Below are 22911 nucleotides of genomic sequence, written 5' to 3'. Positions count from 1 at the left end.
CTCCAGATCACTTTACGATAAATTGCCTTTCCGCACTTCTACCGTCTCCCGTATTCATAACTAATCTCCACGTACCTGAGGTTGTATTGCCTGAGACATGCCATAGCCAGCTTATATTCCCATCGGCATCCGCTTCTGCCCAACCGATGTGCCTCGCTTGGCTCTTGCCGCTCTTATAGAAGATTACGAGTTCGACTTTTTCATGCGGCTTAGCCTTCGCTGTTAACTTGGCCTTGCGGCCTGGAAATAGCGGTTCCGGTTCCAAACTAACAAAAGCGGGTGGCGCACCTTTCTCTTCCGTGCCTGACTCTCTATTGGCTGAACCGGGCTGCGGACCATCCCCAATCCAAACTCTCTCAGATGCTCTTGCAGCGATCGTGATCGTCTTATATAAGAACGGCACACGCATCGGCAGATCATATTCCACTTCAATTGCGATATATGGGTCTTCCTTCTCCACAATATCCGGCAGCTTCACATGTGTGATCCGGATCCGATCTTCTCTAAGTGTCCCTTGAATCCCGTAACGGACGAACAATGGCTTTATCAAGGCTTCTCCGACTCGCGCTTGGCCCCATTCCCCCGCCGCTTCCGCTCGCTTCTCCGCCCAATCCACCACATGTTCGGATGCCCATTGATTCAATGGAGGTGGCAAAGCATTGCTGAAGCGCTCGGCGAAATGACGTGCTGTCATTTTCAGAGCGATTGCCGGCGGCTTGCGGAGCCAAGGACTGTTATTGTCCACTGCTTCCGCTCCAACCTTCTTCGTCATCAGTTCGATAGGATACATATGAGCGGCAATCTGCTTCACCGTATTCGTCGCAGCAGATTGCAAGGATGTCGTAATGACAGAAGCGTAAATCATATATACAAAAAACAAAAACAAAAGCAGCACCATAGGCAGCATTAGCGCAGCTTCGACTGTGATGCTGGCTCTACCGTCCCCCATATAGCGACGGAGCCAATTGCCAAATCGTACGAACCAGCCCCTTGCCCGAGCTAGTAACTTGCCACTAATAGGAGAACACAGATGTCTTTGTTGCATAGTATCTTCCATTCTCGACTTCACCGCCCAATATGCCGGTTTGTCCAATCCACTTCATAACCCCGGGTAGAAACCACAACGGTGTGCTTATTCGGAGCTCCGTCTCGCCATAGGTACCTCTTGTCGTGGGGTCGATACCTGTATTTTGATGAATGAGTGCGAGCATTCGCTTCAACATTCCTTCCCGACTGCCATGGACGAGCATAAATAATCGCAAGTGATCCGAGTAAGACAATGTGACGGAAGGCAAGTATTTCGAAATTGGCACTTTGTCTTGCGTAACAAGAAGGATTAAATCCTGAACTGCCTGTTCAATCCCATAAATAATAGCTGCTACTAATATAAGCAGCGGATGTCTCAAGTTCGCACATTCGATAAAGCCCTCCATTGTACGAATGGCAAGCCGCATAGCAAAGATCTCCCCCAACGCTGCAGCCACATTGCCTGCTGGATTATGAAGACCATACAATAGGTACTCCACTTCTTGATTATGTATGGATAAGGACTTTATCAGTTCTTCCGCAGACTGCTCTGAAGTAAGTATCGATTTCAAATTCGTAGGGTCATAGGTGTTGAAATAGAGAAACGCATACTCATCACGGTATAAACGATCTCTTAACATGCTAAATCCGTTAGCAATGCTATCATAGATAGAGGTAACAGCGTCCATAGACTCCTTCCCCTCTTCTACCGCATCGTCACGTTCTTGGTCAACTGCCGACTCCTCACTGGATTCATGTTCATTAAATGCAGCGATTGCATTAGCCTTCTCTTTCACTTCTTGAAACAGCTGTTCATGCTCCTTCAATTGATCATTCAGCTTCTTCAATGAGGACAATAAGTCTGCCGCTTTCCCGAGCTTTCTATTCGCTTCCTTCTCTTTCTGCTTGCGTTCATTCTCTGTAGATCGGCCCTGTTCAAATCGCTGTTCTCTAGCATCTATCACATTCGAGCTGCCAATATAATCTTTTGCATATTGCTCCCACTGCCTCCACAGACTGAGGATCGAAGTTTTCAAGTTATAAGCGGATATGCTTCTCCCGACGATTTGACTGACCATCGATTGAACACGGTTTGCTGCATCATTTACTTGTTCCATACTCCGATGCTGTTCTTCCATTTCCTGCTTCCATTCGGTAAGGAAGTCGTCTGGCAGCACTAGGTCATCAGCAGCTTCATTAATACGCTTAATCGAATCTGACATCTGGTCCGATTCATCCATTGTCCCTTCACTCTGCTCGCTAGATTGTCCAACTCGGTCATAACCGTTATAGTTCGAGCTTGCGCGTACCTCTTGAATGACACGCTTCATGTCCTCATTATATTGACGGGCTTTCTCTATATGCGACAGAGCTGTGTTCAATCCGATGCGATGTTGATCCAGCAAACTAGATGTTGTAGATGTCAGCCTACGCGATATATCCCATGAATCGGATTCATAGTCATCCGTTTCATTCTCATACTGCTTGTCCTCATCCTTACCGCGATTCGAATCCAGACGAATCTTATGTACATAGTCTGCATATTGAGCTCCCACATCCGCTGCACTTCTAATTGAACCAAGCGAGCTGTCGCGCATAATATCACTTTCTCCCGTTGCAATCCGACTAGAAAGATCAGAACGCGCCGCATAATTGCGAAGCGACTTCTGGAGCTTGAGGGCAGAGGCTATTTCCTTATCGCGCTTATCAACTAGCTTCTGCAGCTTGGATAACAGTTCTGTCGTCTGCGCTGCCTCCTTCATCACTTTGGACATCGGCTTCAACTTGCTGGACAAATCGAAGGCAAATTGAACAGGAGCTTTATACTTCATCTCCTCTAAGATTTGCCGCTCGAGTTCGTCATATCGACCAAGTTCCCTAGTGATCGAGGTAGTATGACTATCAAGCAGCACAGGCACCCAGGGAAAGACCCCCGTCGCCTTAAGCTCAGCCTGATCCCGCATCACTTCATCCATTATGAAAGCAGGATCGCTCTTCCCATAAGCAAACAATTGATACCGCTGCTGCAGTGCCGGTTCATAGGCGGACATGACGGAGCGAACTCCAGTCTGAGCGAGTACCTCTGCCCTCCATTCAGCAGCAGCAATTCGTGCGTAGTCAATCAGTACACTTGTAAATAAAAAGATTGCAGCTACTATGAAAATGAGCAGGACGGACACGGAACCTCGAATTTCTTTCCACAAATTCCGCCGTATTCGGGCATTACTCTCGTCCCCCATCATTTCCAGCACCTCCGCATGTATGAGACATCGCTACATCATTGGATTTGCTATTTCGCCGCACGCTTGATTGTATCTGCAGCTTGTTCATTCGATATCCCCTTCTTATTCCATTGAGCCAGCTTCGTTGACATGTACCTCGCAAATTCTACGGAACGAATAAATTCTACAGGCTCTACGACTGCAGCAGATGCTCCTCCTTCTCCAGATACACGACGTCTAGTTAAACGTTCGAATGCCGTTTGATACAATGGCCGTTCGAGTGAGACGGTCACCTTCCGCTCAATTGCAATATTGTCGAATTTCATCTCTCCATGGAATAACGGAGGCAGCAGTCTTCCTGCCCGTATCAGCTTCTTCTCCGGCAGAGACTCAGAGTCACTACTGACCGGCAGTGATACTTCGTTGGTCACACTGCCGGTCACAACACCAAGCAAACGATCCAGCATATAATCATCCAGAATCCGCCAGTACAGACCATCATGTTTTCCTACAGGGTAAGATCCCCTGGTTGCATCTTTATAGCTGTTGTCCCAGAACGCCGCCCCCCGTTCCGCCGCTAACGTAGCAGCATGTGATGACATAACATGCTGGAACATCAACATGGCGAAGAAGAGCATTGCTAAGCAGCAATAGAAAACAACCGGAAAGATTATACTCGCTTCAACGGTGTAGGCCCCATCTTCGGAGGCAAGCCGTTTCCACCATTTACGTAGCTTTTTATGCAGCTTGAAACCCTCCTCTATTACCTCCAATTATTACTTACAATTACTATTTAAAAATTTCATCCGTCTGTTTATCTACTTTCGTGAACAGCCTTGTCAGAAACCCTTTGATTTGCTCCCTAAAAGCAATCGCTAATACTACAATAACTGCAATGATAATGACCAGTTCTACCATTCCAAGCCCATCTTCTTCCGTCCATAACCGTTTCCAAAGTGAATTCATATCATGATCCTCCTTCAATTGAATTACATCATAAGTGAAATTGCTTATTCCTCACCCTTGCATCATTAACAATGCAGGAGCTCCTACGACAACTAGTACAACGAGGAACATGAGCATCATCGGAAACACCAGCTTGGTAGATACCTCTTCGCCTCGCTTGCGGGCCACCGCCTTGCGCTTGTCCCACAGCTGTCGACTCAAATCCGCCATCGCGAGCACAAATGTCTCTCCTCCACGCCGCTGATTAATCAGCACCGTCGTGACGAACATCGAAACTTCCTGCATCGTGCAGCGCTTCGCCAGCAGCTCCATGGCCTGAGCAAAAGAATAACCATTCTGTACATCTGACATCATTCGGAATAGTTCGATGTATAATGGGTGCTCGTTCTCCGACTTCTTCCGCTCAATGCAAGTTGCAAGAGCCTTGGGAACTGTCTCTCCCGCTTGTACGAGCAGATTCAGCTTATTAATCAATTCGGGGAGCTCCAGCTGAATATCCTGACGTCTGCGTTCCGCCTTACCGACAACCTCCTTCCCGCGTACTAGCGGCAGAACGATACCGAGCAGCATCCCTCCAGCCATGTTGGCGAAACTTCCGTCCGTCACAGCAGGGAGAATACATCCAGCTACGACGCCCGCAAATACATACAATCCCATCTCCGCCAGAAGTGCGCGATACATCGTATGGGACAGGGCTGGACCGTGCATTTGCATAAGCGACTGCCTCAACTGAACCAGTGCAGGATGCGTATCAAGCGTTGGTTGTAATCGTTCCAGCCACATCAGAGGTGCTGGAAGCCATTTCGCTGTCTTTACTTCAGACTGGATCGAGGCAAGTAATTCCGCATAGCGGGCCTTTCCTACTTGATTCATCACAGCATAAATCCCTATTACAAGCAGGCATGCCAATCCCCACATCCATGAGGGCAGCATTTACCAACCTCCTCCCTGCTATAATACATAAACGATATTACTACACTCTAATATCCATTAATTTGCGAATTAGCAAGATCCCAATAGACAACACAATCAATGCAGCTGTTGCAATCACTCTGCCGACTCCTTCATATAACGGCGTCATAAAATCAGGCGACGTCATATTGAGAAAAGCTAGAAACAAAAATGGAGCAGCCATCATCGCTTTCATCTCCAGCTTCTTCTGTGCGACTAATACTTCTATCTCCTGCATAATATCCATCTTCTCTCCAATAACGGAGGAAGTTCTGCGCACCACTTCAATGAAATCCCCGCCTGTCCGCTTGCAAGTAACAAACACATCTGCAAAATTCGCGATATCGTCCTGCTGGGCCCGCTCACTGAAGTCCATCATGGCTCGTTCCACTGGCTCGCCATTCTCCATTCGCAACGACAAAATACGAAGCTCCCGAATCATATCCACATCAGTTCCGGGATAGAGCAGCCTCAAATCCTGTGCAGCCTCACGGAAAGCATTCTCCATTGATCGCCCTGCACCTAGTGCAGAAGACAAAGAATACAAGGTCTGCTTGAACTGCTGGGTCAATTGTGACCGCTTTCGTTCCAGCAGTGTCCGCTGCCGAATCTGGGTAAATCGAACCCCAATGACTGACAGCAGGATCATCCCGATCCAATGCTGGTAGAATAGATATCCGATTCCAGCCATTACAGAACATCCAACAAAGATCGCCAGTAGCTGCTCCTTGCGGTTCAAATGATATACATCGTAGCGAGGCAGTCCAGCTTCAGTCTTGATCTTCGATCCCTTCATCGTCCGCGCCCCCTTCTGCTTGAGGCAGAGTCAGCCCCGCCATTCGCAGTTTGTCCACATGCTGCAGCGTATCGCGCTTAACAAGGCCTCCTAGAATTTTGCCGCCTTCCTGCCCATGTTCCACGAATTGATACAGGCTCGACAGCTTCACTTCACCTTCTGCAAATCCAATTACTTCTGCAATCTCCTGCACTTTGCGGGATCCATCTCGCATCCTTGCCAAATGAACAATGACATCAATTGCGGAGGCAATCTGCTGTCTAATGACGACAACCGGCAGCGAAGCCCCACTCAATACCATCGTTTCCAAGCGACTCACCATATCTTTGGGCCCATTGGAATGACCCGTAGATAAAGAACCATCATGGCCCGTATTCATTGCCTGAAGCATATCCAAAGCCTCAGCACCACGCACCTCTCCCACTATAATGCGGTTTGGCCGCATCCGAAGCGAAGCTCGAATAAGGTCACGCATGGCTATGGCTCCCTTTCCTTCCGAATTCGCATTGCGCGTTTCCAATGACACCAGATTCGGCACTGAATGAATTTGCAGCTCTGCTGCATCCTCAATTGTAATCACCCGTTCATCAGATGGAATGAACTGAGACAAAGCGTTCAAGAACGTCGTCTTGCCCGATCCAGTTCCACCACTGATGAACAAATTGTACTTCGCCCTTACCAGCGTCTGCAGAATTTGTGCCGCCTCTTCACTCATCGCGCCGTATCGTATGAGATCCTCCATATGAAGCGGCTTAGAAGGAAACTTCCGAATCGTTACCGTGGGTCCCTTAAGCGCAATTGGGGGCAGAACAACATGAACCCTTGATCCATCTCGCAATCTCGCATCGACGATTGGTGAAGACTCATTCACCGTACGATTTACTTGAGAGACGATCGCTTGAATAATGTCCTCCAGCTTCTCCTCGCTTTCGAAGGTATGATTTAATTTCTCCATATGTCCTTGACGTTCAACGAACAATTCCCGATGACTGTTCACCATAATCTCCGTAATTTCGGGATCATCAACGAGCGGCTGAAGCGCATCAAGACCACGGAAAGAATAAAAAACTCTGCGTACTACCATTCGAATATCTGCCGAGGTCAATTTCATCGCCTTCGAAAACGCAAACAACGCTTGTTCGATCCTCTCTGTTAATGCTTCATCAGATAACGGTTCCCCCCATTCCATACTCTCGCGCACCTGCTGCCGAATTGTAAGATACAATTCATCAAGCGACATCAGATTAGACTCTGTCCCAGAAGGCTTCAGCTGGAACTGGTACCCCTCGTCCCCATGTACCATCGACTCACCCCTTACCGCGCTCCGCTGAATAATCCCAACTCTGAACCTGCCCATTCCTCCAAGGTTGAGCGGAATACACTCGATTGAAGCCATTGATCAAATCGATAAATTTGCTTCCAAGCCGGTATGTAAGGCAGATATCCTGAGATCGGAGCATCACGCTGCTGCCATGAATTGAGCATCGTCCCCATATAACGATTCACACCCATCCGAATGAGCTTGCTTCGATGCCGCACAACAGACTCTTCCGCAAGCACCCACTGCTGCAGCAACAGCTTCGTCTTCTGTATATAGGCCATATCATCTAGGAGCAGCCACATTACCTGATCTGCCACATCCCATACCGCTTCGAATGGAGAGTGAAAATGCGCGCCCTCCACAATAATCAAGTCGTACTGCCCGCTGCTCCGAAGCGTATTCAACAATAATCGCAGCATACTGGCATCCATCCACTTCCATTCCTCTGCTAACTGCTTCGGATGGAGCATTCGCGCTCCTATTGCAGGAACACTCAGCATATATGGATCTAAGGACAGCAGCTCACTCCCAGGCCCTCCCTGAGCTTTCTTCAAGTAGTAAAATAATTGTGCTAAGTTGCTCTGATTTTCGTTCTGTTCGATCGCTTCTTGTAGCAGCAAACTGTATTCTTGGATCGGATCTACATTCAGAAGGAAGGGTCGAAGACCTGATTGAGCAGCCGCAGCGGATAAATGAAATGCCGTTGTTGACTTCCCAGCTCCGCCTGAGGTTGAAGTAACGCCAACGATACGGCACGCTGTGTTGCTCCGCTTGTCCCCTTCGAAGGCATTGTCCGATTCACAATATTCAATGATGGATTGGAACAGTTGCGGAATGGGCTGATATGGATTCTCTATCCTACAAGGGAAGTCGGCCTCTGTCAGTTGTTCAGACTTCTCTGCGGATAATGCGATCACGATTATTCCTCTCACATCGGATGAAGAGAGTGTCCCAAGCAGCTCAGGTGCCGCAACTAGAACATGTATGCCTGGCTTCAAACGCAAATAGTGACCAAGCGTATCCGCCTGAGTAAATACACGAAGGTGAAGCTTCTCAGCATAGGTCGATTGCTTCCAATAATCTGTGTATCCGTCTAAAATGCGCTTCTGCGGATGTGCCACTACGATATCCCATCTGTTAATCCCACTCCCCCCCTTTCTACTTCACGGATTAGAACGCCCCGCAATTCAATATGGACATAAAAAAACACCGCCATTAAACGGGCATCAATATTGATGCTTCGATTCATGACGGTGCTTCCGTACATTATTGTGTGAAGTTATTTCAACAGTATCATAATACCATCCAATTTTCAACATATTTTCCCTAAATAAATCGTTACAACCAATTTCCGGTCATTGTCAAATATGTCGATCCAAGTCTAGCCTCTCCGTCCTAGACATAAGTCTAGGACGTGAACAGACCGAAGTCCGTTACCAAATGTTTCTTAATCAGGTAACATGAAGCATGTCTTGTTTGCATAGTTCCCACTTGTAATTACACTACTATTTGAAAGGAAGACGAACAATGAGATACACCAAATTTGCATGTATTCTCTTATCCACAGCAAGTATAAGTTTAGCAGGGTGTGCTTCGGATCATACAACCACAGCTGCATCGAATACAAGCATCACAGAAGTATCTTCTTCAGCTATATCTGAAAAAGGTTCAACTGCACTGAGCAAAGTATCAACTAGCAATCCAAAGAAAAAACAATTTGATGTTAACCAAGTACATACGATCCGAATTCAAAGTACAGCTGCCCACATTACCGTTATCGGAGATCATCAATTAAGTCAAGCACAATATGAGCTTATAGATGGAACATCCAGGTCAATGGAGACAGATGTGAGCGGCACAATAAACGATAATACGCTGACGATTAAATTGCATTCTAAACAAAAAAGTTTCATAAATACAGATTCTCCGCCATCACTAATTGTCCGAGTTCCAGTCAAGGATTACGACACTTTAGAGATTATCAATGATTTTGGAAAACTCTCACTTGAATCCGAGTCTGGGCTGTATCCTAGCCATCTAGTTGTCAACGGCAGTGCGAGCGATATTTCATCCTCCAATGTAATGGGAATGGAGAGCACTAAGCTTCATACTGAGTTTGGCAAGATAACATTTGATTTTCCGGAGAAGCTGGAGTCACTGGCTGTAGAGCTGTCCACTAATATGGGAAGTATCACTAATAATGTCGAGTTGGACGGGGCAAGTACATCCAATATGATCGTATCGAAGAAAGTTAAAGGCCATATTGGGGCAGCCAATACGAAGAGCCCATCTTTATTGATTTCTACTCAGGTAGGCGAGATCGAATTAAATCGTTAAATCAGAAAATCAAGAAAAATAGCTACTGCCATTCTACTATATAGATGCTTTAAAGACGCCGATCATACAGGAGCCCGTATCTCTCGTTGGAGATACGGGCTTTCTCTATCGGTACTAATATTTGAATTGAGATAAGGTTTCCTTCAGATTCGAGGATACATCCTCAAGCTGCTGAGACAGCTCGACTAAGCGGTTCGATACATTCAACTGTTCCGTGCTTAACGATGCAACCTCTTCGGAAGTAGCAGATGCCTCTTCCGCGACCGCACTTACATTGCTCATCGCTTCTACCAGAATGGACTGTGCCTCATTTAGACGCCCAATGGAGCCTGTCACATTTCCAAGCTGCTGAATCATGCCATCCATCTGCTGCTGTACCGTTGAGAAGATGACATCTGTCTCCTGTACAGCTTCCGCTTGTTTCTGGAAGAGAGGGAATGCTTCTGACAACGCTGTTACGGTCTCCGTAATCTCTAGCTGAATCTTCTCCGTAATTTGCCCAACGATATCGATGGACTGTCTTGATTGATCAGCAAGGTTCCGAATTTCATCTGCAACGACCATGAAGCCCTTGCCTGCAGTTCCTGCACGCGCAGCCTCAATGGTTGCATTGAGGGACAGAATATTCGTTTGCTTCGTCATGTTATGAAGGACATCCAAAATTTTGCGAATCGATTGTGTACTGTCACTCAGTGTATTGACCTTCGTCGCAAGCGAGCGCATCATATCACCGGTGGAAGTCGTGCGACTCATTAAGGAAGTCATGTTCGATGCACCAAGTGTGCTCGATTCGGCAACCGCCTGTACCGAATGATCCATTTGTCCGTTGGCATCTATGACCTTCGACATTTGCGAAGCCATGCTGTGCGTGAGATCGTGACCTCGCTCAGCCTCTACCGCCAGCGAAGTGGCTCCCTTCGCAATTTCCTCTGTGGCAATCGCAATTTCCTTCGCAGAAATTGCAGTACTGCGTGATGCTTCAGACAAGTAAGAAGCTGTATCTAAGACGGCACGAGCGCTTGCATCTGTGCTCTTCACGAGATTCGTAATTTGCTCCATCATCGTATTAAACCCATTCGCAAGCTGGCCAATCTCATCCTTAGACTTAGGAACTGCGCGTACTGCCAGATTGCCCTGTGCACCCTCATTCATGAGATTCCGCAGCTTCACGAGTGGTGTCGCTACCCATTGAATCACCAACCAGCCGATTACGACTGCGATGACAGCGGCAGCCAGCATAGAGATGAATGTAAGTGTCAAGATGGACTTGGCTTCCTTCACCAGCTCAGCTACAGGGACCGCTCCAACTAGCAGCCATCGGCTCGACGGCATCTGATCATAGACCAGGAGCATCTCGCCATCGGAATCAGAGCTTATCTTCCCGCTTCCGCTAATCGCACTAGTATTGCCCTCCTCAACCTCCGGCAGAAGCCACTTCGGAGCTTCCTTGGTCAACTTCCCATCTTCCTCGGTATAAATAAAATGACCCGCACGATTCACCACTTGAACGGTAGATCCCTCGCCTAGATTAATCCCATCGAGCGACTTCTGGAAAGTAGCCAGTCTAATTTCCATCAGAACGATGTATTCAGCCATTCCGGAATTCAAATCACGCATTGGTCTTGCAATACCGAATGTAGCCTCCGGCGCCTTATCAACACCTTTCGGCATCGTATCTACCCAAATGGATTGTCCATTGCTCTTCGTTGCTTCTTCAAACCATGGTTGCTTGCGCAAATCGTCCAGCTTACTCCGAATGCCAAGTGCAGCCATCGTATTGCGCTTTGGATCAATTGGGATCAAATAAATGTTCTCGATTAATGGATTGCCAACACTGTAGGTTTGAAGCGTTTTCGTAATCGCTTCCGTAGATTGAATCTTTTCATAAGCGCTAAGCTGATTGTCCTTCAAGGTTTTGAGCGAAGCAGTCAGGTTTGGATCGAACATAATCTGCATCGTCATATTGTTGAACTGGGTCAGCTGAAGATCAATTTTTTGCGCTGCTTGGATCATAGTCTGATAATTGGACTTGGATGCTTGATCTTCAATTGCATTCTTGGAGAATAGATACGAAATCATGCCAACACTAAAAACGAACACAATAATGCTGATTACAAATACAAGAAATAACTTCGTTCCCACGGAACGGGATGGATTCTGAAATACGGATGAAACGAGTGATTTCCAATCCACTTTCCGTGATGTCGTCCCCTGTACTCTCTTAAGCCCCTTGAACAACCGATTCATCTCCTTATCGCTATAGGTACCTGTGCTGCTATTTAGAAAGCTCGTCCCCTTACGTGCGGCATCGTACCCGCTGCATAAAACACACCTAAGGGGAGAACTTAGCATCCAAATTCACAAACGCTGCTTCCTTCTCGTCTCTACTACAGTTCTAGATCAAAGCACTTCACTACATCCAATTTCGCCACCTGTACCTCACGGAAAAACTGGAAATCTGGATGCTCTTCCATCAACTTCGCGCGTGCCTCTTCCTTCAACTGTTCTTCAGTCATTGGTTCTTCTGACCCAATTACTAATTGATCGAGACGTTCTTTCTCACGGTGATCAAAATCAACTGCTTCTGTCGTTACATCCACAATATGAACATAACGGTACGGACTGTAGCCAACATGCTTAAACTCTTCATTCAATTTCTCATACTTCATCTATTTGCCTTCACCTTTCTTCTCTTAACCTCGCTGTACTTTTACGCACTACTACTAATATCGGTTAATTAGTCCTATTTCACAATAGTATTATGAAACATTTTCCTCATTTTTTTATTATTCAAACTGTATGCTCTGCAGCAAAGCCTCTAGAAAGAACAAAACGCACCCGCTCGCAAGCAGATGCGTAAATGGCGCAAAGTGTCCCGCCCTACCTGGAGTTGGGGGGCAGATGGACGGGCACATTGCATGACGTATACGCCAATGCATAGACGCCATACCTGAATCTATTGTGCAGCATTGCTCATACCAATAAAAGGAGATAAATCACATCAGTCACTTCTTTTTCCGTCCCCTACGCCATAACTTTTTGCTACTTATCTGTTAAGAATTTCACAACCGCCTCACAGACTTGCTTCGAATGCTCAGACAACGAAAATACATGATCAGAACCATCAATCCACGTAATGTTAGCACGCCCATCCATCGCAGCTGCCAATCGATAAGAAATATAAGGGGGAACAGCGCCGTCAGCCGTCCCATGAACGAACAACGTTGGACAGTGGATACGAGATGCAGCAGCATACATATCATGCTGTGCCGTATCATCCAGCAATCCTTGGCCTACGATGAAGCCATTCATGTCCATACGCCCTTCTTCCAACAGCTGCTTGAATCGTGAACCGGCCGCCTCTCTAGCTACAATATCAAAGATATTGGCAGCAGGGCAAAGCCCCACTAAGCGATGCACCTCTTCTCCCAGCTGTGAAGCTGCCAGAAGCGATACCGCTCCCCCCATACTGAAGCCCAGTAAGCTGACACGATTCGAATCAATGCCTTCCATACAACGCACGGCTTGAAATACAGTTAATGCATCCGCCAGCTCAGTTGACAGCGTCATTTCTTCAAACGTTCCATCACTCTCACCGCTGCCTGCGAAGTCAAAGCGAATCGCGGCGACACCAGCCTGTGCCAACTGTTCACTAAGCCGTCGAAAGAAGCCTCTGCCCTCCAGCATATGCCCTGTAAATCCATGACTCATTACAACTGCTGCTACTGGTTGTTCCGTAACAGGCAGAGTAATCAAGCCACGCAACGTCTTATCATCCCGCTTCCATTCCGTCGCAATTTTGCGAATTTTGTATGTGTGCTTCTCCAATCCTAGCATACGATTCCACTTCCCCCTTGAAAGTCATTGTATCGTACTAACTCATCATGGTATGTTCATCATGGTGCCTTCCCCTGCATGAATACATTAGTCTTTTCCTTGCCACTTATTCTCCGCAACCGTACGTTCTGTCGAGCTCACTATCGGTTGATTCTCTGTGTCTGATTGGGTGTCTACAGTTGTCTGGTCTCGATCCGCGGCACTGCCACTTGTCACCGTACATTGATTATCTTGGATCTGCTCGGTGAACAATCTTCTTATTTCATCCCTTTGATTTTTGGCAACGAGTACATAAGCCACATCTCCTGCCAATAACTGCGTGGTTCCTTTGGGCGCAATCATCTCTTCCCCACGAATTATAGCTGTAATCAAGGTGTCATCCGGCAACCTTAATTGATGCAAGTAGCTGTTCTCTATACAAGCACCAGGCTCAATCGTTTTCTTCACCAAGTCCATGTTCGTCTTCCCGACCGACACCAGCTCAAGCGCATGTACCTGCTGCCCGCCTGGTTCGCCAGCCAATCCAAGCCGCTTCGCAAGCGGAGAAATGGTAGCCCCTTGAATAAGGGCAGACGTCAGAACAATAAAAAATACAATATTGAAGAACAATTGTCCATGCTCTAAGCCTGCAATCATAGGATATGTCGCCATAACAATAGGCACCGCACCTTTTAACCCTGCCCAAGCAATAAGCGTCTTCTCCTTGCCTGTAAACTTACTATACATCAAGCTAATGAATACACCGAGCGGTCTTGCGACGAACATGAGAAGAATTGACAGCACCAGACCTTGCCATGTAATCTCCAGCAGTTGAAGCGGGAACACGAGAAGTCCAAGAAGGATGAACATCATGATCTGCATCAGCCAGGCGAAGCCCTCATTGAATCTTACAATTGTAAAACGATATTGCAAATCGGAATTGCCGATGACAAGTGCCATCACATATACAGCTAAGAAGCCGCTGCCCTTCAGCAGACCAACACCGCTATAAGTTAGGATCGCGAATCCGATTGCAAGTATAGGGTACATGCCAGATGTATCAAGGGCAATTCGATTCAATACTTGAACGATGAACCAGCCTGCGAGCAGTCCTAAGCCAAGTCCAAGTCCCATTTGCCATACAAATGAGAACAGCATTTCCCATACGGAAAGATCCGGAATCTGAATCCATTCAATGAATGATATCGTCAAGAAGACGGCCATCGGGTCATTCGTTCCTGATTCCGCCTCTAAGGTGGAGGTCAATCGCTTCTTCACATTCTGGCTTCCGAGAACTGCGAACACGGCTGCGGCATCCGTAGAGCCGACAATCGCACCGATCAACATGCCCTCTTTCCAATCAATTCCTAAGATAAATACCGAACACACACCAAAAACCGTAGCAGTAATCAATACACCGATGGTTGCAAGCGATACGGATCCGCCAATGACAGGTCGAATGTCACGCCAGCTTGTCTGCATTCCTCCATCGAACAATATAATGATCAGAGCCAAAATCCCGAATAGCTGCGTTAACTTCGCATTATCGTAATAAATGAGAGGATTCAATGCCATCCCTACAATAATAAACAATACAAGTGAAGGCACATTGAATCGATTCGAGAATTTGGCACTAATCACTCCCGCTAGAAGTAAAGAACCAAATAAGAAAATAATCATATCCGTCGTCCACAAATTCGCATCATCCCTTTTCATCACTATATCGCATACAGTATCGTCCAGCACAATCAAGATGGAATATGGAGGATTGCGTTTACATACTGTACCTCCATTATACTGTATACCTACCGAATAAATAAGAATAACTTATGAACAGGCTGCGAAATATACAACCGGCAACAAGAACGTGTCGCCGGTTCCTGTATATGAATCATAAGTATTCGTTATATTTAGCGGCTCTTCTTGCGATAATGAGAAGGAGGGATTCCCGTCCACCGTTTGAACATCCTTGAAAAATGCGTTAAGTCGCGAAATCCGACTGCCCGACATACCTCTGCTACTGTAGTATCTCTTGTCAGCAGCATCTCGCTTGCCTGACGCATGCGGAAATCATTCAAATATTCGTTAAATGACTTGCCTGTGTAGGATTTAAACACATCACAGAAATAGGTCTTGGATAGTGATGCAAGCCGGCAAATCTGCTCCAGACGAATATCCTCATGAAAATGCTTATGCACATAATCAAGAGAGACTTGAACAGCCTCTCGGTGCTTATTTATACGATCTTCCTCCTTCTTTACCTGCACGACTGTTCTCGTGTCATTGTCTTCACTTCCCCGGCTCAACAGAACGAGAAGCTTCAGCAAATTCGCCTTTAAAACAAGCCCGTAATGAGCTGTCTTCATCCGGAACTCCCTCTGCATCTCCTCCAGAATCGTCCTCACATGTCGTTCTTCTTCACCGGAGAGAGACATTAAAGTTGGCTTCCTTCCCCCTTCACTTAGCACAGGATGCAAATACTGATAGTCCATGAAATTACTCTGGAGTTCAGGCTGGGTAAAGCGCTCATTGATATAATAAGGTAAGAACTCGCAGCCAATGACTTCCGTCTGTCGTCCCGGAATCCATTCCACACCGTGTACCGCAAACGGAGGCACGATGCATACACTTCCCGCGAGCATTTTGTGACGTCTCCCGAGATAAGAATGCATGATCCCTCCCTTCACGACATACCAAATTTGAAAATAATCATGGGTATGCTCATGCAAATTGCCGTGAGTGTGGTCGATCCGATACAATTTGCAAGGGAGAGCCTCTGGAAATTCAAACTTCGAGTGAAAAAATACGACACCCTTTGATGAGAACTCCTCAATGCTTCTGCCAATCCACATGTTTTTCATTGCGGGCTGACTACCTATTACAGACATCAATTCCCCTCCTATTCGCTAGAAATATCGAATTTGGAAAGCTCTTAATGTAAGCGTTTGCACGAACAGCGGTTTATCCCTCTTCTCAACAAGCATGTTTAACAATGTGGAAGTTTAAAGACTGTCTATGAGGGAAAATGCGACAGGAAGGCCCAGTGATCTTACCTGAAAAAATCATGTAGGCTTCCTGTTCCCATGAGGATTACTCCTCAAAACATGCCTGATACAGAGCTTTGGCTAGAGCCATATGTCCAACCGCGCTCGGATGAACGCGATCCCATGCCAGTGTAGCCGGATAGAAATGCTCCAGCAGCTTATCCATGACCTGCTGTGTATCTACAAATAATGTACCATGCTCATTCGCGATCTCCTTAACAATTCGACCGTATTCATCCATCGTTCGGCGCATCGCATCTTCTTGGTTCGGTTCAATATAATAGGGTGTCATTAACGCAATCCAGCGTACATTCGGCTTGGATCGTTCAACGAGACGATTCAAGGTGTCATAATATTGATCCAAACCTACATGCTGCTCCGACACGAAGGGCATATCGTATTGACGCCAGACATCATTAATTCCAATACAAATAACAAGTCCGTCCGGCTCCAATTGTTCGACATCTGTCTCCCATCTACGCTCTAAATCAACCACTGTATTCCCACTAATGCCCATATTCACAATGCGAATTCCCATCTCAGGATGCTCCGTCTGAACTAGTGCATCGAACATGGATACGTATCCTTTGCCATTGGCTCCGAATAATCCTTCCCCATACGGTCTAGCCCGCTCACAATCCGTTATGGAATCTCCAATGATAACGATCTTATCCCCATGCTGCAGCATAATACAATGACCTCCCTACACATTATGGAAACAACATCCAAAACATAACCTCACTTAGGAGTTTTTTTCCACATACCTAATTCAATAGGGAGATCATCAATTCCTGCCCACTTGGGCAACCATTCAAATTTTTATGTTAGGATCGCAGTAGCCGAAGCCCATTCAGGATGACAAGAATCGTACTCCCCTCGTGTCCGACGACTCCAAGCGGGAGAGGAATCCCGAGTATGAAGTTAGTTGCAATTAACCCCGTAATGACCGCTACAGCGAATATGATGTTCTGCTTTACAATCGACTGTGTTCTTCTCCCCAGCAGGATCGCATGCGCGATGTTGGCCAGATCATCGTTCATCAAGACAACGTCGGCGGTCTCCAAAGCTGCGTCACTGCCTGCCGCCCCCATAGCAATCCCGACAGTTGCACTGGCCAGTGCAGGCGCATCATTGACGCCATCGCCTACCATCGCCACCTGTCCATATTGCTCCTTAAGCTTCTTAATAATGTTGAGCTTATCTTCAGGCAGCAGTTCGGAGAACACCAAGTCAATTCCTGCTTGGGAAGCAATAGAACTTGCCGTCTGTCTCTGATCGCCTGTCAGCATGGCCACCTCTATGCCCTGCCGCTTCAGTTGCTTCACCATTTCAATCGCCTCTGGGCGAATGCGATCCTGGAGCGCGATCACACCGACAACACGCTCGGATCTCTCCACCACAATCACCGTCTTGCCTTTGCATTGCAATGATTCGATCTGAGCGCGAATCATCTCATCCATCCCTTGCTCAGAGCAAATATATGACGGCTTGCCGATTCTCCATTGCTTCCCTTCCCATTCAGCTTCAATGCCCTGCCCGGCATGTGCTTGGAATTGAGTAGGGCGCAGCAAACGCTCAGTGGCTTCTGTATGCTCTTGGTTACGCTCTGCTTCAGCAACAATTGCCTTAGCGATCGGATGTGTGGACAGCTTCTCCAACGCTCCGGCAGCAGATAGAAGCTCCTGTTTATCCATTGATTCATACGGAATGACATCCGTAACCTCCAGCTTGCCTGAGGTGAGCGTTCCAGTCTTGTCAAAGGCAATTGCCTTTACGTGCGAGATAAGATCCAAATATGCGCCTCCCTTGAACAATACGCCTTTTCGTGCGCTGTTCGAGATAGCAGACAGTGTTGCTGGCATGATAGAGGCAACCAATGCGCATGGTGAGGCAACAACGAGAAATACCATTGCCCGATAAAAGGCATCCGACCATGCTTCTTGCAGCAGCAGTGGGGGAAGAACTGCAAGCGCCAAGGTTGCAGCAATAATCACTCTTGCGTATATATGTTCAAATTTCTCAATCATCCGCTGCGACTTGGGCATCTCACTCTGAGCTTCTTGAACGAGGCGAATGATCTTCGCGAAGAGAGACGAGTCACTTGATCTCGATACAGTAACATACAAAGCCCCTTGCCCATTCACCGTTCCTGCGTATACGTCATCCCCCATGGCCTTATCTACAGGAATGCTCTCTCCTGTAATCGAGGATTGGTTGACAGAGGATTGGCCATCCTGAACCGTTCCATCTGCTGGTATACGCTCACCTGGCTTTACAAGCACAAGATCCCCTATTATCAACTGCTCTACAGGCAGTAACCATTCAATCCCATTTCGAATGACGAGCGCTTGCTCCGGCTTCAAATCCATCAGCGCAGAGATATCCCGTGAGCTGCGGTTCATCGTAAAGGTTTCAAGTGCGCCACTCAATGCAAAAATGAAAATGAGCACTGCGCCTTCAGACCAGTATCCAATCGAAGCAGCGCCAAGTGCAGCAGCAATCATGAGTAGGTTAACATCCAAATCTCTGTCGCGAAGCAGCGTAACAATGCCTTCCTTCAGCTTAAGCCATCCTCCACACACGTAAGACAGTACATAGCACGCTACCGCCCATTGTTCAGCAAGCTGATTGCTGAACATGGCTAGCAGCAGAAACAGCAGGCTTCCAGCTGCAGCGCAGGATTCTTTATGTTCGCCAAGCCATTGCTTCCATGATGTTGTCATCGAAATTGTATTGTTCATTTCATTTCATCCTCTCTTCAAATGAAAATGACTATCGTTGTTAATCCCCTAAAAATGCATCATGCTGCTTCCGTGTTGGAAGCAGCATGTGTATTGAGAATGAGATTAATTTTCACTATGGTCATTTTTTTTGAATTGAGGCAACATTACTGTATTTATTATAATCAACAGTTCAAGAAATGTGAATATCTGCAAACAGAAAAATAAACTTTGAAATGGTGCGCACCTATATCTGTCAGGCTCTTGTCTCCCGAAGCTCGATATCGCCACTTACTGATGCAATCCGAACTACAGGTCCATCCACTCCAATACTTCCGCGGTAGTAATCCCTACGTTCCGTCTCTGTCCGTACTTGCGGAAGCTTCACGGACAAGTCTCCGTGATCTGCCATCGCCTCAATCTGAACATTCGCCGCCCACGATGAAATTCGAACGTCGATATCCCCGGATTTACTTTCAATCACCGAAGGGCCAATATCACGACCAAATGTGCACTCCACGTCCCCGCTACTCGACTTCAACAAGAGTGCTCCGTTCAATTCGTCGATTTCAACTTCTCCAGAGTGGCTAACGATATCCATATTAGCTCGAATTCGCTCTGCTTCAATATCTCCTGAAGAAGAGGACAAGTACCAATTAAGTCCGACACCGTCGATGAGACTAAGATCACCTGACGTGACTTCTGCACGCAGCTCTTCAGCATGAAGCTGCTCAATTTCTACATCTCCGGATGATGTCCTAACTGCCATTGTATGCGTGTTAATGCGGCTGACGTCCACGTCACCTGAAGATGCCTCCATACTTATCCGTTCGGCCGAGCTATATTCCATACGGATATCTCCGGATTTGCTTGTTATTCGTACATCCTGAAATGACCCTTGCCGAATCACTCCATCTCCTGATGACAATTCCATTTGTAATTGGTCTGCACGAACATGCTGCATGTCAATATCTCCTGATTCAGACACCACTTGAATGTCTCCTTGGTAGCTGCTAGGCACACGGATATATAACTTCTGGTCGCCATACCGTAAATTGATAAAGGAGAAAAAGCGCTTCGCATCGTATCTCATTCGAGCCGATATTGTATACGTATCTCCGTCTATATAATCACGAATATCGAACTTCTCTGGCTCATCCGACTCGATACGATAGCCGATCCGGTCTCCTTCATATGATTCAATGGCGACATCCACCTCACTAGTATGTATGCGGAGTGTGTGAATACACAAATTCGATTGACTGCGATCTTCTTGACTAAAGGAAGAAGCAGAGAATGTGTGAGACGATTCCTCAGCATACGTTTCTTCACTTACTGAATATCCATCACTGCGTTCTCCTTCACCATTAGAACGTGTATCCCCCTCAGTCTGTCCCTCTAGTGAAGCCTGCTGACGATGCTGTTCAAGAATTTCGCTTGCAATGGTCTGTACACTGCCCAGTGCATTTAGAATATCCTCTTCGGTCTTGCCAGTCTGCATCGCATCTTGGAAGTGAGCCTCAAAGTCCGTCATGATCTCCGCACGCTCAGCCGAAGGAATCTCCCCCAGCTCCCGTTCCAATCTTACGAGAAATTCTAACTTCTGCATGCTCATTTTGACATTACCTCCTTAATCATCTCATCTACACCTTTGGAGAATAGACTCCATTCCTTCAGCATTTCATGCATGTAGGTCTTGCCCGTATCCGTCAGCTTGTAATACTTGCGCGGAGGCCCCTCCGGTGACTCCTTCAAATAAGTTGAAAAATACCCTTCCTGTGTCAATCTGCGAAGCAGTGGATACATCGTTCCCTCTGCGACCTGGAACTTCTCTGAGATGCGATGAACAAGCTCATACCCGTATCGATCTTGTTCATAGGTAAGTACAAGTACACACAGCTCCAGAACTCCCTTTTTAAATTGAACATTCACGACATCTCCACCACCTTCCCTTGTCATTGGTAATTTCCTACATTGTATCATTCACTACTGTGTATTGCAAGATACCTTTTCATACACAATCTATTAATAATTAAAGCGATTTAGCTTTAATAGAAATTTACGAAATCATGAGTTTCTATAGTAATGATTGAAAACGCATTCACATAAGATGAGATAAGCTTTTGCCACAAGGTTCCCATAAACAAGCAATGAAATTATTTACAATTCCTTATCTTCTGCTTAACGCTATGTTTAATATTGGCATTTACAATGAGGCATGTGCACAGATTCGACGAATTTCGCTAAAGATTTGGATTAGTTAGCTAACAAGATGTATCACTATGGGAACCTGTTATTTTAATTCTACTAAGGAGTGTAATTATGAAAGCAAAACGCTGGTTTACCCTGCTCACTGTCATCTCTCTACTATTTATATCCGTTATTGGTTGTTCGAGCGGTTCATCTTCTGGAGAAGGCCAAAGCAGTGAATCAGGTGCAAGCGCGCCTGCTGTGAAGGAGGAAGATAAGACACCTGTTAAAATTCAATATTGGCACTCCCATGCAGAAGCTCAGACTGAGGGCTTGAACTATATGATCGGGGAGTTCCAGAAGAAATATCCTTACATTACTGTCGAGCCTGTATACCAGGGCGGATATGAAGACCTACATAAGAAGCTGCTTGCGGCTGTAGCTGCCGGCGATGTTCCAGCGGTAACGAACGTTGAAGTATCTTCCTTGCCTATCTTCTCTCGTGATGGTATTTTCGAAGATTTGACACCTTATGTAGAGCGCGACAAGGTTGATACTTCCGACTTCTCGGAAGGCATGCTTAAGGCATATGCGTATGAAGGCCGTCAATTTGGATTCCCGCTAATCGTAAGTACGAGTGTTATGGTCTACAACAAAACATTGCTTGATAAGCTCGGCGTTCAGCCTCCGCAAACTTGGGCAGAAATCGAAGACTACAATAAGAAAGTTACAGAGAAGAAAGACGGAAAAACAGTTCGCTATGCATTTTCCGTTCCAGGCTGGGATAACTGGTACTACGATCCTTGGATGATTAACGGCGGCGGTTCTGTTCTGAACGAAGACATGACAAAAGCAGCAATCGATACACCTGAAAGCCTGCGCTACATCGAGAACTTCAAGCGTTGGGTTGATGAAGGCAACATGCACATCGGTTACGGCAAAGGTGCTTCTGGCACAATGCGTCAAATGTTCCTGGAAGGCAAAATTGGTATGGTTGAGCACACTTCCGCAATGATCAAAACATACGTGGAAAATGCGAAGTTCGAAGTTGGCGTTTCCTTCTTGCCGGGTGACAAAACACGCATCTCCAACATCGGCGGCGCTGGCATCGTCATGATGAAAGGTGCTAAGGACAATCAAAAAGAAGCAGCTTGGAAGTTCATTCAATTCATGACAGGCAAAGAGAACAATTTGAAGTGGGCAGAAAAAGTAGGCTACCTCCCTACACACAAGTCGGCCATCGATACAGAAGAAGGCAAAGCGTACATGCAGCGTTGGCCACAATACAAAGCCGTGCTTGACAACTTCGACCAAGTGCAAGCGCGCATGCAGCATCCATTGTACCCTGAGTTCAGCAACCTCTACATCGAAGCAATGGGCAAGATGGTTCTTGAAAAAGGCGACCCAGTGAAATTGATGAAGGAAGCAGCTGTGGAAATTAACAAGGTACTCGAAGATAGCAACTAGATAGCAACTAACAATTGCGTGTGTACATCTGTGGTCAAGCAAGGTCGTCTCCCCT

At 46.6% G+C, this 22911-nt stretch carries 19 protein-coding genes; 2 read left to right on the top strand and 17 right to left on the bottom strand.

Annotation, left to right across the window (positions count from 1 at the left end):
* Positions 1-7 precede the first annotated feature (7 nt).
* The 8 genes from ABN764_RS11285 to ABN764_RS11250 all read right to left on the bottom strand — a co-directional run bounded on the left by ABN764_RS11285 (position 8) and on the right by ABN764_RS11250 (position 8403).
* Positions 8-1045 carry an AAA family ATPase gene (locus ABN764_RS11285; protein WP_268623672.1) on the bottom strand — a complete coding sequence of 346 codons (1038 nt, stop codon included), beginning with the start codon at positions 1043-1045 and terminating at the stop codon, positions 8-10.
* A complete protein-coding gene (locus ABN764_RS11280) occupies positions 1014-3269 on the bottom strand; it encodes an acyl-CoA cholesterol acyltransferase (protein WP_446671919.1) in 2256 nt (751 codons plus the stop codon). The genes ABN764_RS11285 and ABN764_RS11280 overlap by 32 nt, the downstream gene beginning before the upstream one ends.
* Positions 3270-3316: 47 nt before the next feature.
* Complete coding sequence (locus ABN764_RS11275) at positions 3317-3850, bottom strand: pilus assembly protein (RefSeq protein WP_446671918.1); 534 nt, start codon at positions 3848-3850, stop codon at positions 3317-3319.
* A 187-nt stretch (positions 3851-4037) separates the two neighbouring features.
* On the bottom strand, positions 4038-4214 hold the full coding sequence (locus tag ABN764_RS11270; RefSeq protein ID WP_021256385.1) for a Flp1 family type IVb pilin: 177 nt from the start codon (positions 4212-4214) through the stop codon (positions 4038-4040).
* A gap of 51 nt (positions 4215-4265) precedes the next feature.
* Positions 4266-5147 (bottom strand): type II secretion system F family protein, encoded by an 882-nt coding sequence (locus ABN764_RS11265; RefSeq protein WP_174810083.1) that lies wholly within the window; start codon positions 5145-5147, stop codon positions 4266-4268.
* Positions 5148-5187: 40 nt separating this feature from the next.
* Positions 5188-5961 (bottom strand): type II secretion system F family protein, encoded by a 774-nt coding sequence (locus ABN764_RS11260; protein WP_065292410.1) that lies wholly within the window; start codon positions 5959-5961, stop codon positions 5188-5190.
* Positions 5936-7201 (bottom strand): TadA family conjugal transfer-associated ATPase, encoded by a 1266-nt coding sequence (locus ABN764_RS11255; RefSeq protein ID WP_446671981.1) that lies wholly within the window; start codon positions 7199-7201, stop codon positions 5936-5938. Before ABN764_RS11255 ends, ABN764_RS11260 begins: the two co-directional genes overlap by 26 nt.
* 74 nt (positions 7202-7275) lie before the next feature.
* Positions 7276-8403: a nucleotide-binding protein gene (locus tag ABN764_RS11250; RefSeq protein WP_446671917.1), complete on the bottom strand. Its 1128-nt coding sequence runs from the start codon at positions 8401-8403 to the stop codon at positions 7276-7278.
* Between the two features lie 406 nt (positions 8404-8809).
* Between ABN764_RS11250 and ABN764_RS11245 the strand changes: the two genes are divergently transcribed.
* The gene (locus ABN764_RS11245) at positions 8810-9619 is read left to right on the top strand and encodes a DUF4097 family beta strand repeat-containing protein (protein ID WP_446671916.1); all 810 of its coding nucleotides are present in this window, start codon (positions 8810-8812) and stop codon (positions 9617-9619) included.
* Between the two features lie 114 nt (positions 9620-9733).
* Here the strand turns inward: ABN764_RS11245 and ABN764_RS11240 are convergent, their stop codons facing one another.
* The 9 genes from ABN764_RS11240 to ABN764_RS11200 form a co-directional block, all read right to left on the bottom strand.
* Entirely contained in the window at positions 9734-11857 is a 2124-nt protein-coding gene (locus tag ABN764_RS11240; protein ID WP_446671915.1) for a methyl-accepting chemotaxis protein, read from the bottom strand.
* A 149-nt stretch (positions 11858-12006) separates the two neighbouring features.
* The gene (locus ABN764_RS11235; protein WP_072727370.1) at positions 12007-12288 is read right to left on the bottom strand and encodes a hypothetical protein; all 282 of its coding nucleotides are present in this window, start codon (positions 12286-12288) and stop codon (positions 12007-12009) included.
* 373 nt (positions 12289-12661) lie between these two features.
* Positions 12662-13456 (bottom strand): alpha/beta hydrolase family protein, encoded by a 795-nt coding sequence (locus ABN764_RS11230; RefSeq protein WP_446671914.1) that lies wholly within the window; start codon positions 13454-13456, stop codon positions 12662-12664.
* A gap of 87 nt (positions 13457-13543) precedes the next feature.
* Complete coding sequence (locus ABN764_RS11225; RefSeq protein WP_446671913.1) at positions 13544-15151, bottom strand: potassium/proton antiporter; 1608 nt, start codon at positions 15149-15151, stop codon at positions 13544-13546.
* 194 nt (positions 15152-15345) lie between these two features.
* Positions 15346-16323: an AraC family transcriptional regulator gene (locus tag ABN764_RS11220; protein WP_051614014.1), complete on the bottom strand. Its 978-nt coding sequence runs from the start codon at positions 16321-16323 to the stop codon at positions 15346-15348.
* Positions 16324-16525: 202 nt separating this feature from the next.
* Positions 16526-17170 carry an SGNH/GDSL hydrolase family protein gene (locus tag ABN764_RS11215; RefSeq protein WP_446671980.1) on the bottom strand — a complete coding sequence of 215 codons (645 nt, stop codon included), beginning with the start codon at positions 17168-17170 and terminating at the stop codon, positions 16526-16528.
* A 133-nt stretch (positions 17171-17303) separates the two neighbouring features.
* On the bottom strand, positions 17304-19220 hold the full coding sequence (locus tag ABN764_RS11210) for a heavy metal translocating P-type ATPase (RefSeq protein ID WP_446671912.1): 1917 nt from the start codon (positions 19218-19220) through the stop codon (positions 17304-17306).
* Positions 19221-19455: 235 nt separating this feature from the next.
* Complete coding sequence (locus ABN764_RS11205; protein WP_446671911.1) at positions 19456-20814, bottom strand: DUF4097 family beta strand repeat-containing protein; 1359 nt, start codon at positions 20812-20814, stop codon at positions 19456-19458.
* On the bottom strand, positions 20811-21131 hold the full coding sequence (locus ABN764_RS11200; RefSeq protein WP_021256398.1) for a PadR family transcriptional regulator: 321 nt from the start codon (positions 21129-21131) through the stop codon (positions 20811-20813). The genes ABN764_RS11205 and ABN764_RS11200 overlap by 4 nt, the downstream gene beginning before the upstream one ends.
* A gap of 390 nt (positions 21132-21521) precedes the next feature.
* Between ABN764_RS11200 and ABN764_RS11195 the strand changes: the two genes are divergently transcribed.
* Positions 21522-22856: an ABC transporter substrate-binding protein gene (locus tag ABN764_RS11195; protein WP_021256399.1), complete on the top strand. Its 1335-nt coding sequence runs from the start codon at positions 21522-21524 to the stop codon at positions 22854-22856.
* Positions 22857-22911 lie beyond the last annotated feature (55 nt).

Source organism: Paenibacillus wuxiensis (assembly GCF_040195695.1).
Lineage (GTDB): Bacteria > Bacillota > Bacilli > Paenibacillales > Paenibacillaceae > Paenibacillus_B > Paenibacillus_B suaedae.
The sequence above is the reverse complement of the archived record's forward strand: the minus strand, read 5'-3'. Positions and strand labels throughout refer to the sequence as shown.

Bases quoted from the DNA above. Each gene is read 5' to 3' on its own strand.
- ABN764_RS11285 (WP_268623672.1), bottom strand. From the start codon at position 1,045: ATGCAACAAAGACATCTGTGTTCTCCTATTAGTGGCAAGTTACTAGCT.
- ABN764_RS11280 (WP_446671919.1), bottom strand. From the start codon at position 3,269: ATGATGGGGGACGAGAGTAATGCCCGAATACGGCGGAATTTGTGGAAA.
- ABN764_RS11275 (WP_446671918.1), bottom strand. From the start codon at position 3,850: ATGTCATCACATGCTGCTACGTTAGCGGCGGAACGGGGGGCGGCGTTC.
- ABN764_RS11270 (WP_021256385.1), bottom strand. From the start codon at position 4,214: ATGAATTCACTTTGGAAACGGTTATGGACGGAAGAAGATGGGCTTGGA.
- ABN764_RS11265 (WP_174810083.1), bottom strand. From the start codon at position 5,147: ATGCTGCCCTCATGGATGTGGGGATTGGCATGCCTGCTTGTAATAGGG.
- ABN764_RS11260 (WP_065292410.1), bottom strand. From the start codon at position 5,961: ATGAAGGGATCGAAGATCAAGACTGAAGCTGGACTGCCTCGCTACGAT.
- ABN764_RS11255 (WP_446671981.1), bottom strand. From the start codon at position 7,201: ATGTCGCTTGATGAATTGTATCTTACAATTCGGCAGCAGGTGCGCGAG.
- ABN764_RS11245 (WP_446671916.1), top strand. From the start codon at position 8,810: ATGAGATACACCAAATTTGCATGTATTCTCTTATCCACAGCAAGTATA.
- ABN764_RS11235 (WP_072727370.1), bottom strand. From the start codon at position 12,288: ATGAAGTATGAGAAATTGAATGAAGAGTTTAAGCATGTTGGCTACAGT.
- ABN764_RS11230 (WP_446671914.1), bottom strand. From the start codon at position 13,456: ATGCTAGGATTGGAGAAGCACACATACAAAATTCGCAAAATTGCGACG.
- ABN764_RS11225 (WP_446671913.1), bottom strand. From the start codon at position 15,151: ATGAAAAGGGATGATGCGAATTTGTGGACGACGGATATGATTATTTTC.
- ABN764_RS11220 (WP_051614014.1), bottom strand. From the start codon at position 16,323: ATGTCTGTAATAGGTAGTCAGCCCGCAATGAAAAACATGTGGATTGGC.
- ABN764_RS11210 (WP_446671912.1), bottom strand. From the start codon at position 19,220: ATGAACAATACAATTTCGATGACAACATCATGGAAGCAATGGCTTGGC.
- ABN764_RS11205 (WP_446671911.1), bottom strand. From the start codon at position 20,814: ATGAGCATGCAGAAGTTAGAATTTCTCGTAAGATTGGAACGGGAGCTG.
- ABN764_RS11195 (WP_021256399.1), top strand. From the start codon at position 21,522: ATGAAAGCAAAACGCTGGTTTACCCTGCTCACTGTCATCTCTCTACTA.